At 62.4% G+C, this 12,384-nt stretch carries 11 protein-coding genes; all 11 read right to left on the bottom strand.

Annotated features, from left to right (window positions below; all coding sequences use genetic code 11):
• Positions 1-16: 16 nt before the first annotated feature.
• The 11 genes from HNQ60_RS02575 to HNQ60_RS02525 all read right to left on the bottom strand — a co-directional run bounded on the left by HNQ60_RS02575 (position 17) and on the right by HNQ60_RS02525 (position 12,380).
• Positions 17-1,363, bottom strand: a complete 1,347-nt coding sequence (locus HNQ60_RS02575) for a class I adenylate-forming enzyme family protein (RefSeq protein WP_184329445.1) — start codon at positions 1,361-1,363, stop codon at positions 17-19.
• Positions 1,363-2,064 carry an SDR family NAD(P)-dependent oxidoreductase gene (locus tag HNQ60_RS02570; RefSeq protein WP_184329444.1) on the bottom strand — a complete coding sequence of 234 codons (702 nt, stop codon included), beginning with the start codon at positions 2,062-2,064 and terminating at the stop codon, positions 1,363-1,365. The genes HNQ60_RS02575 and HNQ60_RS02570 overlap by 1 nt, the downstream gene beginning before the upstream one ends.
• Before the next feature lie 13 nt (positions 2,065-2,077).
• Positions 2,078-2,383 carry an acyl carrier protein gene (locus HNQ60_RS02565; RefSeq protein ID WP_184329443.1) on the bottom strand — a complete coding sequence of 102 codons (306 nt, stop codon included), beginning with the start codon at positions 2,381-2,383 and terminating at the stop codon, positions 2,078-2,080.
• A gap of 25 nt (positions 2,384-2,408) precedes the next feature.
• Positions 2,409-3,380 (bottom strand): polysaccharide deacetylase family protein, encoded by a 972-nt coding sequence (locus HNQ60_RS02560; RefSeq protein ID WP_184329442.1) that lies wholly within the window; start codon positions 3,378-3,380, stop codon positions 2,409-2,411.
• A gap of 4 nt (positions 3,381-3,384) precedes the next feature.
• Positions 3,385-4,542: a non-hydrolyzing UDP-N-acetylglucosamine 2-epimerase gene (wecB, locus tag HNQ60_RS02555; RefSeq protein WP_184329441.1), complete on the bottom strand. Its 1,158-nt coding sequence runs from the start codon at positions 4,540-4,542 to the stop codon at positions 3,385-3,387.
• A gap of 1 nt (position 4,543) precedes the next feature.
• The gene (locus tag HNQ60_RS02550; RefSeq protein WP_184329440.1) at positions 4,544-5,908 is read right to left on the bottom strand and encodes an NAD(P)/FAD-dependent oxidoreductase; all 1,365 of its coding nucleotides are present in this window, start codon (positions 5,906-5,908) and stop codon (positions 4,544-4,546) included.
• 6 nt (positions 5,909-5,914) lie between these two features.
• Positions 5,915-6,919: an NAD-dependent epimerase/dehydratase family protein gene (locus tag HNQ60_RS02545; protein WP_184329439.1), complete on the bottom strand. Its 1,005-nt coding sequence runs from the start codon at positions 6,917-6,919 to the stop codon at positions 5,915-5,917.
• A gap of 124 nt (positions 6,920-7,043) precedes the next feature.
• Complete coding sequence (locus HNQ60_RS02540; RefSeq protein WP_221303976.1) at positions 7,044-8,096, bottom strand: glycosyltransferase family 2 protein; 1,053 nt, start codon at positions 8,094-8,096, stop codon at positions 7,044-7,046.
• A gap of 118 nt (positions 8,097-8,214) precedes the next feature.
• Complete coding sequence (locus HNQ60_RS02535; protein ID WP_184329438.1) at positions 8,215-9,837, bottom strand: hypothetical protein; 1,623 nt, start codon at positions 9,835-9,837, stop codon at positions 8,215-8,217.
• Between the two features lie 91 nt (positions 9,838-9,928).
• A complete protein-coding gene (locus tag HNQ60_RS02530; RefSeq protein WP_184329437.1) occupies positions 9,929-10,867 on the bottom strand; it encodes a glycosyltransferase family 2 protein in 939 nt (312 codons plus the stop codon).
• Positions 10,868-10,877: 10 nt separating this feature from the next.
• Positions 10,878-12,380: a lipopolysaccharide biosynthesis protein gene (locus HNQ60_RS02525; protein WP_184329436.1), complete on the bottom strand. Its 1,503-nt coding sequence runs from the start codon at positions 12,378-12,380 to the stop codon at positions 10,878-10,880.
• Between the last annotated feature and the right edge of the window lie 4 nt (positions 12,381-12,384).

Below are 12,384 nucleotides of genomic sequence, written 5' to 3'. Positions count from 1 at the left end.
CGACCCGCGCGTCATCCTAGTCGCCGCGTCGCATCTTTTTGAACCGCTCGCCGTGCATGGCCTTTTCGACCAGCTCGATCTTTTGCGGAATCTTGAAGCGCGCGAGCTTGTCCTTGCAGAACTCGTGCATGCGCTTGCGAAACGCGGGCAAGTCCTCATCCGTCGATAGCTTCACGCGCGCGAACACGACGTGGCCCGTGATCGGATTCGGCTCACCGCGTACGGCGACGTCTTCGACGCCGTCCATGAGCTGAAGCGTGCTCTCGACCTCGGCCGGGTACACCTTCTCGCCGCCGACGTTGATCAGCTCCGACTTGCGGCCCAGGATCTTGATGTACTCTCCATCGACTTCGACGGCGTCTCCGGTCTTGAACCAGCCGTCATCGGTGAACGGGCTCGGGGCGTTCAGGTAACCGAGCATGGCGGACTTCGCCTTGATCTCCAGCAGGCCTTCGACGATGCGCGTCTCGAAGCCTTCCCCACCGACCTTCACCCACAGCGAATCCGAGGATTTCGACTTGGACCGCATGATGCCGACCTCGGACAGGCCGTAAGTCTGCTGCAGCTTGATGTTCGGGAACAATGCGTGGAACCGACGCAGCGTGCTCTCCGGCATGACCTCGGTGCCGTAAGTCACCGTCTGCAGGCTGGAGAGATCGAACTGGCGATACGCTTCGCTGACCAGGAGCAGGTTCACGAACGTCGGCGATGTCGGCAACAGCTGCACCTTGTGCTGTTCGATAGCCCGACAGATCGTGTCAGGACGGCGATCGGCAACAGTGATCACGCAGCCGGAGTTCGACAGGTTGTACATCAGCGTGTTGAAGCCGCCGATGTGATCGAACAGCAGGAACGTGATCGTCCGCAGCGTCTGCCGCGGCACTTTGAACTTCTCGAGCATCGGGACGATGTCGTGCAACGCCGCTTTGCTCTTGCCCGTCGAACCCGACGAAAACAGGATCAATCCGGGCGACTGGCTCTGCTTGAGCCCCACCAGCAATGGATGACTCGCGGTAGTACCCGTGTTCCACGCGTGCAGCGAATCGTCGGAACGAATTTCGACGACCGACTCGACTTCAGCGATCTCGCGAAACTCGGGCTTCTTCTCTTCGACCGAGCTCGTGAGCGGCACGAGGATCGCGTTGCGTTCGATCAGCGCCAGCAACAACGCAACGGCGCGAGGCGAGAAATCCGCCTCCACGCTCACCACTGCACCGGTCTTCACGCCAGCGGCTTCCAGCGAAGCACTGAGACGATCGAGTTCCTCGAGGAGCCAGCCGTACGTGACCGACTGATCGCGCCAGATCAGGGCATCCTTGTCGCGTGCCGCCGCAAAGCGCTCGCGCAGAAAGTCGATGTGCACTAGACACCTCCCAGGAAAATCATCTGCCCGGTCACGAAAGCACTCTCGGGTTTGAGGAAGAAGTCGCACACGTTGGCGACGTCCTCGCAGGTCCCGAGGCGTTTGATCGCCTGGCGCTCGATCAGCGACGCAATCTTGTCCTTCGGAATGGCGCGGATCAGGTCCGTTTCGATCGGTACCGGACCGATCGCATTGATCGTGATGCCGAACTGCGCCAGCTCGCGGGCCATCACCTGCGTGAGCGACTGCACCGCCGCCTTCGATGCCACGTAGGCAGCTTCGCCTTCCAGCTTGAGCGGTACGGCGACGGTCGTGAAGTTGACGATGCGGCCGTACTTCGCGCGCTGCATGAACTTCGCCGCTTCGCGCGAGAAAAGGAAGGTGCCGCCAAGGTTCGTGTCCATCACCCGGCGCACCGTCGCGTACGGCGTCAGCAGCGAGTGGTTCATCGAAGCAATGCCGGCGTTGTTGATCAGGTGATCGAGGCGGCCGAAGTCCTTGCGCACACGTGCGAAGAGATCCTTGACCTGCCCTTCGTCGGTAACGTCGGCAGCGACGTGCGTGTAGTTCGCGTGCTCCCAGTCAGGCGCCTGGCGGCTGCAGCCGACGACGCGATGGCCTTGCGCCGCGTAGTGCTCGGCCAGAAAGCGGCCGATGCCTTTGCGGGTACCGGTGATCAGCGTGACTCGTTGCTCAGACATGCGCGATCGCCGTTCAGCCAGCTGCTTTCTTGGCTTCGAGTTCCTGTGCCGCGTAGGCGGCCAGCGAACCGATGGTGCGATACGGGCTGTTCTTCTGCGACAGTGCCTTGTCGTCAGCGATCTCGACGCGAACGCCAAACCGTTCTTCGATGCCCTGCTCCACCGCGATCACCAGCGACACCAGCGCCAGGGAATCGAGCAGGCCGCCTTCACCGAACAGGCGCGTGCTGTCGTTCAGTTCCTTCGACACGTCGATGCCCTGCTCCTCGGCGATGCTGCGGGCGGTCTCGACAATGAACGGCAACAGTTGATCTTTCATCACGACTCCCAGGAACGATCCTGTATCAGTTTCCAACGTTGAAAGCGGGCTCGAGCGTCGGCAGGCCGCGCCGTGCAAGCAACCGCTCGGCGTGTTCGCGCATCGTCACCAGGTCATGCTTGCGGCCCAGCGCATCGAGCGTCTCGTCGACGACCGCGAGCTTCTTCGCGAGCGGAATGGCCATGCCGGGGAAGAACTTCAGCTCGGGCGCATCATCAGGACCGAGGAAGTCCAGCGGATGCAGCAGGATCGACGGCTCGGTGCCGGTGAGCCGGCACATGCCCAGCGCGGTCTTGAAGTACGTGCGGGCGGCGAATCGCGAGTAGTGACTGAGATAGAGCACGTAGCTCAGGTGCATCGGCACCTTGAACAGCGGCATCGTGGTCACCGGAATCTCGAGCAGCCCCTTCTGCGGCAGGTTCCAGTTGAATGGCTTCACGGGACGCAGCGCGTCCGCGAGGGTTCCGAACAATGCTTTGCGCTGCTCGCGCTCTTCCTTGCTCAGGTTGCTGGTCGCGAAGAAGTACGCGCGTGCAAGCGGGTTGAGGAGATTCGGGAAGACGGAGGCGTCGTACAGATAGCCGCGCTTCGACAGTACGCGGAGCGTGGCACCCGACAGGCTGAACCCGGGGCCGCGGAAGCCGATCGGTTTCACGCCAGTCGCATGCTCGATGGCCTGTTCGGCACGCTCGAGCTCCTTGTCCAGGTCGCTCTCTTCGTAGAGATGCAGCCAGGGCTCGTGATTGAAACTGTGATTGCCGATCTCGTGGCCGGCAACAGCGATCGATCGCAGCAGCGCCTGGTTCTTCTCCAGCGCCGCATCCTGGCCGACGATGAAGAACGAGATCTTGAGCCGCCGCTTGTCGAGGTACTCGAGAATGCGCGGCACCGCGATATCGAAATACGACGGGAACGCCTGCCAGGCGTTGTTCCCGTGGGTCTTCATATAGGACCACTTGTTGTCGAGGTCCAGCGATACGCTTGCGCAAGGGTTCATCGTATTACCCGTTCAATGTCGCCGCGCCGTCGCGGCTGGTCTGAAGGAATTCCACGATCGCTTTGATCGTATGGTCCGCGGCGGCGCCATCGCCGAAGCCGCTGCGGATGCCGGAGGAGAAGTCGGCGCTGCCCGTCGCTATCTTGTCGCGCCAGTGGCCGACGGCATTGAGGATCGCGGCGACATCGACGCCGACGACGATGTTGCCGCCGCCCTCGACCGTCTCGACCCACTCAGTTTCGTCGCGCAACGTGACACAGGGTTTACCGAGAAAGAAAGCTTCCTTCTGCAGGCCACCCGAATCGGTCAGCACGAGTTTCGCCCCGTCCACGAGGCGCAGCATGTCGAGATAGCCGAGCGGTTCGACGATCCGCAGGTTCTGCGGCGGACGCCATTGCGGCAGGTCGGTCTTGAGCTTGTTGCTGGTTCGGGGATGCAGCGGCAGCACGATCGTCAGGCCGTCGCTGGCAACCCGGGCCAGTGCGTCCATGACCTGCTGCAACCGCGGCCCGTCCGTGTTCTCGGCGCGGTGCACCGTTGCGACGGCGTAGTCGACGCCTGAGAGCTCAAACCGATCCATGATCGACGAACGGCGCTTCGCGATCTCACGATTGAAATGGATCGCATCGAGCATGACGTCGCCTGTGAACTTCGTGCGCGAGCTCAGACGCTCCGCTTCGAGATTGCGGACGGCTGTCGGCGTCGGCGCCAGCAGCAGGTCCGACACATGATCGGTGGCGATGCGATTGATCTCTTCCGGCATGCGCCGGTTGAAGCTGCGCAGCCCCGCTTCGACGTGAACGACCGGAATGTGCAGTTTCACCGCGGCAAGCGCGGCTGCGATCGTGGAGTTGGTGTCGCCGTAGACCACGACGGCGTCGAGCTTGTCCTTGAGCAACAGCTGTTCGATTCCATCCAGCATGCGCGCGGTCTGCTGACCGTGACTGCCCGACCCCACGCCGAGCGCGACGTTCGGACGGGGAATCTCCAGCTCTTCGAAGAAGACATCCGACAGACCCGGATCGTAGTGCTGACCTGTGTGCAGGATCACGTTGTCGACCGGCGTCGCCGGATTGCGGCCGTTGTAGGCCTCGATCGCACGACAGACCGGCGCGAGCTTGACGAACTGGGGTCTTGCGCCAACGACGTTCAACAAGCGCATATCAGCGGCCTCCCGCGGCAACGCGCACAGGCGTCACGGCTTCCGCCGATTCACCCTGTACGCGCGCGAATTCTTTGCCGTACTGATCCAGGAATCCATTCACCGTCTGGATGACCTGGTTGTTGTTGAGCGTGTTGTTCACGAACTGCGCCGTGTTCACCACGTAGAAGTCCTGGTGCCTGGTGCGCGGCTGCTGCACCAGAGACGAGTAATTCAGCACCTGCAGCGGCTGCACCTTGATCGCGCGGTTGATATGCGCACTCTCGATATCGCTCTCGGAGAAATCCGGGAACATCTGGCGCAGGCCGTTCAGGAACAGCGCGCGCAGTTCTTCATCGGTCTTCTGCAGGATCGGGTCATCGGACAGCACGTACTTCGGCAGATACGAGAAATGCAGCCCGGCCGTCTCCTGCGTCGACACGAGATTGCTCATGCCGATGATGCCGGTGAACGGAATGCGCTCATCGCCGATGTTGAGGATGTAGTACGGCATCAGGGGGCGCTTCGTGACGAGCACCATGCAGACGACGCCGAGATACTCGACATCCTTACCCTGCACCGGCAGCTCGACCAGCGATTCGGCGACGGTCTGTCGCATCACGTTGACCGGCCCCGTGAAGATCACCTTGTCGAAATGCTCCACCTGCGAGCCGACTCGAATGGATACGCCGCCGCCCTCGCGCGGCTCTACGCGGGTGACTTCGACATCCGTCGCAACGGACCCACCAGTCGCTTCGATCCGTTCGCGCAGGCGCTGGAACACGGCGCGGTATCCGCCGCTGATGTGCCCGAGCTGTTCCTTCGACGCAGCCGCGTCGCGCGCCGAGAACATGCGCTTGATGTAAGACCAGATGAAGACGGCGGACACACGCTTGTACTGTTCGCCGAGCTTCGCGAGCAGCAGCGGCTTCCAGAACTTCTCGAAGGTCGCGTTGCCCGAGGTGCGCCGAAGGAAGTCCTCGACGGTGATCTTCTCGAGGCTGCGCCAGTCCGAAATGCGTGCGCAGTAGAGGATCGTCGCGGCGAGCCGGAACTTGTTCCAGAGGTTCAGCGGCGGAAACTTCAGGAAGTCGACGTTGTTGCTCAGCGGATAGAACTTCGAATCGACGTAGTAGCCCGTCTGCGTGGCGCCCCAGCGCATCCGGTCTTCGAGACCGATGCGCTTCATGAGCCCGAGCAGCGCTGCGTCGGTAGGCAGGACGACGTGATAGAAGCGGTCCCACACGAACTGTCCGAAGTCGTGCCAGGTCGTGAGCCCGCCGAGCTGCTTGCCGCGCTCGAACACGCTGACACGATGCCCGTCGCCTGCCAGATGATCGGCAAGCGCGAGCCCCATCAAACCGCCGCCAACGATACCGATCCGCATGAGTCGTCAGCCTGCTTTCTGCTTCGCCATGAACGCGCGCTGCCATTCGATGGCGCGAGCCATGCCTTCTTCGACGTCGACCTTCGCGCGCACGCCCAGCAGTTTCTCGCACAGACGGATGTCGGGTACCCGGCGCATCACGTCTTCGTACTTCTTGCCATTGAAGGACTCATACGGCGTGAACTGGATATTCAGCTCGCCCGGCGTGTTGCTCAGCCGCTTGATCAGCTTGGCGAGCTCGAGGATCGTGATTTCCTTGTTGTTGCCGATGTTGATGATCTCGCCGTTCGCTTCGGGGCGGATCGTGGCCTGGTAGATGCCTTCAACCGTGTCGGACACATACGTGAAGCTGCGCGTCTGCATGCCGTCGCCGTGAATCGGGATGGGCTTGCCGGTCAGCACGCAATCGATGAACACCGACTGGGGGCCGCCCCACCACGTCGTGTTCTGGTTCGGGCCGTACGAGCCGAAGAAGCGCAACGCCGTCACGGGGAATCCGTACGCGTCGGCGTAGGCCAGGCCGAGATGCTCGTCGAACAGCTTGGAAACGGCGTAGGCCCAGCGCGGGGACTTCGAGGAACCAATGACCGAGTCGGTGCCCTCTTCCGCGAACGGCAGATTCGGGTTGCGACCGTACACGTCCGAGGTCGATGCGAGCACCGCCTTGATGTTCCGGTTGCGCGCGAACTCGAGGGCCTGTTCGGTGCCCTGGTAGTTGATCTTCAGCGTATCGATCGCCTTGCCATAACGCGGGATCTTGAACGCCGCCAGATGGACGATCGCGTCGAACTGGCCGTCCAGGTCCGCAAAAGTCTCCGCGTGGATCACATCGCGCTTCAGGAAGCGGAACTTCGGGTTCCCTTCGAACGCGGCGATGTTCTCGAGCCGGCCCATCGACAGGTTGTCGATGCCGATGACCTCGTGGCCGTCACGCAGCATGCGCTCCAGCAGGTTCGAGCCCAGAAAGCCGGCCACGCCGGTCACCACGAAACGTCCGCTGGAGCGGGTCATGAACGACACCTCGTAAGGAATATCGACAGTGCCTCGACGGAGGCAATCCTATGAATTTGCCCGGAAATTATAGGCGAACGAATGGCCCCGAGAACGGGCAATTCGTCACACCTGACCGTTCGACTTAATCCCGTTCGAGCTGGTCGACGCGGCGTCTGAGCACTGATCCCTGGTGGAACAGCTCCTCGAAGTAGTTCTTCGCCTGGAGGGCGATGGCACCCAGCCCGATCAGCTGGATGGAGACCATCAGCGACAGCAGGCCGACGAGGAACGTGTGCGGATACCGCTGGTAGGCCATGGATACGGCCGCTGAGATGCGATCCGCGGCCTGGGCTGCATCCGGGCTCAGGTACGCCTCGAAGAAGTGCACGATCATCCAGATGTTTACCCACATCGAGAACGCCAGCATCACGAGGCCCGGCACCACCAGGAACATGAAGGGCCGGAACAGGAACCCCGAAAGGATCGTCGAGAAGATGTGCCGCAGGATGCGCATGCTCGACTGGCGCTGGGGACCGGCCGCGATCTGGCGGGTCCAGTCGAGATGCGCCGGCACCTCGAGAATGAGGCCGCGCAGGACCATGGTCTTGTAGACCGTCTCGGGCATCACATCCATGCCGAGAGAGCGCAGCGACAGCGCGCGAATGAACGGACCATCGTACGCACGGACCATGCACGTGATGGTCGATGCGTTTCCGCGGGCGAAAGCGCGCAGGAAACGGTTGCCCCAGATGCTGAAGAATTTGCGCTTGGCCGGCACGTTCGTGAGCTGCCCTCCTTCCATGTAAGGCGACGCCAGCACGAGCTTCGCGCGCGTCTTCACGATCTTGTCGAGCATCAGTCCGATGTGATCGGGCGCATAGCTCAGATCCACATCCATCGTCACGACGTAGTCGCCTCGCGACTCGCCGAATCCCGTCTTGAACGCCTGGCCGAGTCCGAAGTTGGTCGGGTGATGCAGGACGCGAAGATTGGAGAAACTCGATTCGAGGCGCTCGGCGATCTCGGCGGTGCCGTCGCGGCTGCCGTCGTTGACGATGACGATCTCGAAGCGATAGCGCGACTCGAGCGTGCGCAGATACTGCTCGATGACGCCCACGTTCTCTTCCAGCACTGCCGCCTCGTTGTAGGCGGGCAGAATGATGGTCACCAGCGGTCTGTCCTGAGTCGATTTCATGTCGAGCGTTATCCGTTAGTTCTTTTCTATTGTAGCCAGACGGGCGCCGCGGAGGGCGCGATGAGACATTGCGGCAATCGGCTGTAAAGGCTGCCGACAACCGCACCCACCGCGCTCTTCAGTCCCGGGCCTGATAAATCTTCAGCAAAGGCGTATCCACTTCCAGGGCCAGCCAGTCCGGTCGCGTCCCGGCGGCCAGCTCCCTGAAGAAGACGCGATGTTCGTTCGATTCGGCGGTCGGATCGAAGGACTCCGGGAAAAACAGCACGAACTTCACCTTGAATCGCTGGGCGAGGCTGTGCACTTCCGCCTCGGTCCATGTGCGCGTGGTCCATTCCCGGTCGGCGAGGCCGATCGTCGTGCGATCGATGAGCAAGCCGAGCAGCTGGCCGCCGTCGGACAGCAGAGCATCATCGCCGGAGGAATGCTCGAGCAGCCAGTCGCGAACGGATCGGTCCTCGTAGCGCTGGTTGAGCGCGGCCATCACGGCACCGAGTTGGCTTTCCCGCCGGAACCAGTCGCTCCAGTAGACACCCGCGTGGACCTGCACGGCCAGAAATCCCACCAGAATCACGCCCGCTGCCGACAGCGTGCGCATCCTGCGCACCGGTTCGTCGGGCCGGGCAGACAGGATGCCGGAGAACACGTACGCAACGATTGCGATCACGAGCGGCAGCAGCGGCAGCATGTATCGCGAATTGATCATCGCGGGCGTGCGCTGGTAGCCGAGCAAGGCAAGCAGCGCGACACTGAAGACGATCGATGACGCAGCAACGGCAAGCGGCACGTAGTTCGCGCCGGACAGTTCGGTGGTGTGTACCCGCCCCTTGCGCGCGGCCAGGAACTCCCAGGTGAACCAACTCGCCACCGCGAGAAGCAGAAGGACCAGGAACCCGCCCGTCGAGCCGTAGAAGCCAAGGGTCTGCAGCGTGCTCCAGATGAGACTGCGCGCGACTTCCATGCCGGTGCTGCCGTATTCGACCGAAGGCCCGCCGGACAGCGTTCCCGCCAGCATCAGATTGCGAATGAACGTTGCCGCCATGATCAGCACCGGGACGGCCATCGCCACGACTGCATCCCAGAACGTGCTCCATCGCGGCCGCGCCACCCATCGCGCCGCCATCACGACACCGAGCCCGCCGACGACGGCTATCCCCGCGTACCGGACCAGAAACGTCGCGATGGCGAAGACGCCCGCGAGAAAGCAGTCCCTGCGCGAAAGCTCGCGATCATGGGGCGCAAGCACGAGCAGCGTGAGCAGTGTGAAGAGCGCGTAAGTCGACTCCGACAGTCCGCGCAGCACGAGTACGTTCGGCAGCACCGCCACGGTCCAGGCGAGAGTCGCGCCGATTGCGATGGCCGGGACCACACGAAGCCGGCGCATGAGCACATAGAGAGCCACACAACTCGCGGCGTGACTCAGGACGGCTACGATGAACGGCGCGTACAGCGTCGGCACGCCCATAGCCAGAAGCAGAGCGATCATCAGCGGGAACACAGGCGGCCAGACGGTCTGGGGCGCGGGAGATACGCCCGAAGTCATCTGCTCTTCGTAATAGATGAGCGTCGTGGAGTAACCCCTGCCTTCGATCACGTTGCGCGCAGTATCGACGTACTGCGCGACATCGACGCTCAGGTATTGCGGGCGGTACGCCAGCGCGAGACCGACCACGACGATTGCGATCGGTGTCAGCACCAGCATCCATCGCTGCCACTCACTGCGGGTAGCAGTGGAACTCATTCGGGCACTCTCCGGGCATTCTCGGGGCGTCCCTCGCCACTAGCACTTCTTCCTTCGCTGACTGATCGAACACAACCGCCGATCCGGAACGTCAACCGCGCAGCAGGCGCTCCGACGATCCGATCGCCACTTTCGCCAGTCCCTTGAGCGTCTGAATGTTCACGACGCCGGCACCGGAGCTGGCCGCATGCCACAGATGCATCAATGCCTCGCGCGGCGAGCGTCGCGAGAGATGCTGAAACAGATCGGCGTGCAATCGGCCGATGATGTGCCGCAGAGAACGCTGCCGAGCGGCGTCCGGCTCCCCCGCCAGGATCTTCTGTCGCGTCCTTAGCTTCTGCCGCAGATTGTATTCCACGCGGTTCGATACGTTATTGCCATGTAGACGCCTGTCGAAGCCCACGTACGGTACGACCCCGACGTCTCCCATTCCCGCTACCCGATAGATCAGGTCGTAGTCTTCGCCCACGTGCAGCCCGGCGTCGAACCCACCCGACGCCTCGAACGCGGCGCGCCGGAACATGGATGCGCACGTACAGCCGAAATTCTCGATCAACAACGCGTCCCGCGCCTGTGAGCCCGTCAGCAGATTACTGTCGAGCTTCGCCAGAACCCGCCGCAGATTCGTGCATGTATCGAAATGCGTCCGCGGATACGGCCCCTGCTCCGTGAAGTTCCGGTAGTTGCAGATCGCCAGCTGCGCTGACGCATGGGACTCCAGGAACTCCACGAGCATCCTGATGTGGTCGGTCGTCATCAGATCGTCGGCGTCGAAGAAGGCGAGATAGTCGCCCCGCGCATGCCGTGCTCCGATGTTGCGGGGAACCGATGGCCCGCCGCTGTTCGTCGACTCGATCAGGGTCACCCCGTCGAACCGCCTCACGACCTCGCGGGTCGAGTCGCCCGAGCCGTCGTCGACGACGATGATCTCGATGTCGGAATAGCTCTGGCTCTGGATGCTCTCGAGCGTCTCCCCAATGAGATCCGCTGCGTTGTACGCAGCGACGATGACGGAAACGAGCGCGGTCACACCGACATCCTCACTGGGCTCCCCTGCGGCTGATTCGTGCGCGGAGCGAGCCCACCTGCTCGACGACGAGTTGCCGTTCCTGGGGCGTCACCACCCCGGTGGCCAGCAAAGCGCCGATGAACGCCACGAAGAGGATCGCTTTCACGACGATCCCGGCGACGACCCCGAGCTGCACCATCGCTCCCGCGCCGGCAAAGAGGATGGCCAGAACCAGCAGCTTCAGCAAGCGACCAAAGTCATAGCGGATCGCAAAAAGCGGCTGCGCCTTCTTCAGCGACAGCACCGTGTTGCAGGTATACGCCGCCAGGGAAGCCGCGAGGGCGCCCCAGAGACCCAGCAGCGGGATCAGTGCCGCATTGAGCGTCACGTGCGCCACCGCCGAGGTGATGTTCACGTGCGCCATGTATTTCGTCTGCTTGGAGTACAGGATCCCGAACTGGAAGTGATATTTCATCGCCAGGACGATCATGGACAGCCCGATGACCGGGATGTACTGCGCGGCCGGGTAGTACGCCGGCGTCGTCATGATCATGAGGACTTCACGCGCGTAGAACGCCAGCCCCATCGTCACGATCACGAGCAGCAGCATGTGGTAGTCGAACACCCGGGCCAGGGTCCGGGGCGCGTCGTCCTGTTTGGCGATCTCGAAACGCCGCGGCAGATAGGTCAGCAGGAACGGCGCGGTCACCAGCGTATGCACGACCGTGCCAAGCTTCTGGGCAAGGCCGTAGATGCCGGCATCGGCCGTCGACAGCATGTGATTGATGAAGTACCGGTCCGAGTACGCGATCGCGGTGCTGGCAAGCTCCGACGGGATCAGCGGCAGGGAGAACCGGTACATGTCGCCCGCAAGCGCCTTTGAGAACGCCATTCCGACTTTGCGGAGGATGGCCACGGTCAACGGCACCGCGATGACGATCTTCGTGATCAGGCTCGCGAGCAGGATGCCGAAGACGCCTTCCTTGGCGAAGAGCACGAAATAGATGTTCAGGCTGACGCTGAGCAGCAGGTTGGTCAGCGAGATGCCGACGTAGATCATCGATCGCTGCTGGATGCGCAGGTAGACCTGGCCCAGGTCGACGATCAGTCCGATCAGCAGGGACGCGAATGCCACATGGAAATACGAAGCGAACTGCGGACTGTCGAACAACGCTTCCGCGAGGAACGTACTTCCAAGCGCGCAGACGCCGATGATCAGTGCACCGGTGACGGTAACCAGGATGTAGATGGTGCTGATGACCCGGTCCTGATCCGTCCGCTCCGTGTACTCGAAATAGAACCGCGTCATCGCGCCGGCAACGCCCAGGCCGGCGACGAGCCCCACCATGTTGATCGACGTGTCGATGATCTCGAGCACGCCGTAGTCGAACGGCGTGAGCTGCGACGTGTACAGCGGCAGCATGAGGAACGCGACGATGCGCGAAAGCATGTTGCCGATGCCGTAGACCACGGAGTGCTTCGCGAGGAAGCGCAACTCGCCGGACCGCGGGGGACTCCTGCTCTCGTCAGTCATTCAG

This window comes from Povalibacter uvarum (assembly GCF_014202975.1).
Lineage (GTDB): Bacteria > Pseudomonadota > Gammaproteobacteria > Steroidobacterales > Steroidobacteraceae > Steroidobacter > Steroidobacter uvarum.
This window is presented reverse-complemented; position numbering and strand designations above follow the sequence as displayed.

Bases quoted from the DNA above. Each gene is read 5' to 3' on its own strand.
- HNQ60_RS02570 (WP_184329444.1), bottom strand. From the start codon at position 2,064: ATGTCTGAGCAACGAGTCACGCTGATCACCGGTACCCGCAAAGGCATC.
- HNQ60_RS02565 (WP_184329443.1), bottom strand. From the start codon at position 2,383: ATGAAAGATCAACTGTTGCCGTTCATTGTCGAGACCGCCCGCAGCATC.
- HNQ60_RS02560 (WP_184329442.1), bottom strand. From the start codon at position 3,380: ATGAACCCTTGCGCAAGCGTATCGCTGGACCTCGACAACAAGTGGTCC.
- wecB (WP_184329441.1), bottom strand. From the start codon at position 4,542: ATGCGCTTGTTGAACGTCGTTGGCGCAAGACCCCAGTTCGTCAAGCTC.
- HNQ60_RS02550 (WP_184329440.1), bottom strand. From the start codon at position 5,908: ATGCGGATCGGTATCGTTGGCGGCGGTTTGATGGGGCTCGCGCTTGCC.
- HNQ60_RS02545 (WP_184329439.1), bottom strand. From the start codon at position 6,919: ATGACCCGCTCCAGCGGACGTTTCGTGGTGACCGGCGTGGCCGGCTTT.
- HNQ60_RS02540 (WP_221303976.1), bottom strand. From the start codon at position 8,096: ATGAAATCGACTCAGGACAGACCGCTGGTGACCATCATTCTGCCCGCC.
- HNQ60_RS02535 (WP_184329438.1), bottom strand. From the start codon at position 9,837: ATGAGTTCCACTGCTACCCGCAGTGAGTGGCAGCGATGGATGCTGGTG.
- HNQ60_RS02525 (WP_184329436.1), bottom strand. From the start codon at position 12,380: ATGACTGACGAGAGCAGGAGTCCCCCGCGGTCCGGCGAGTTGCGCTTC.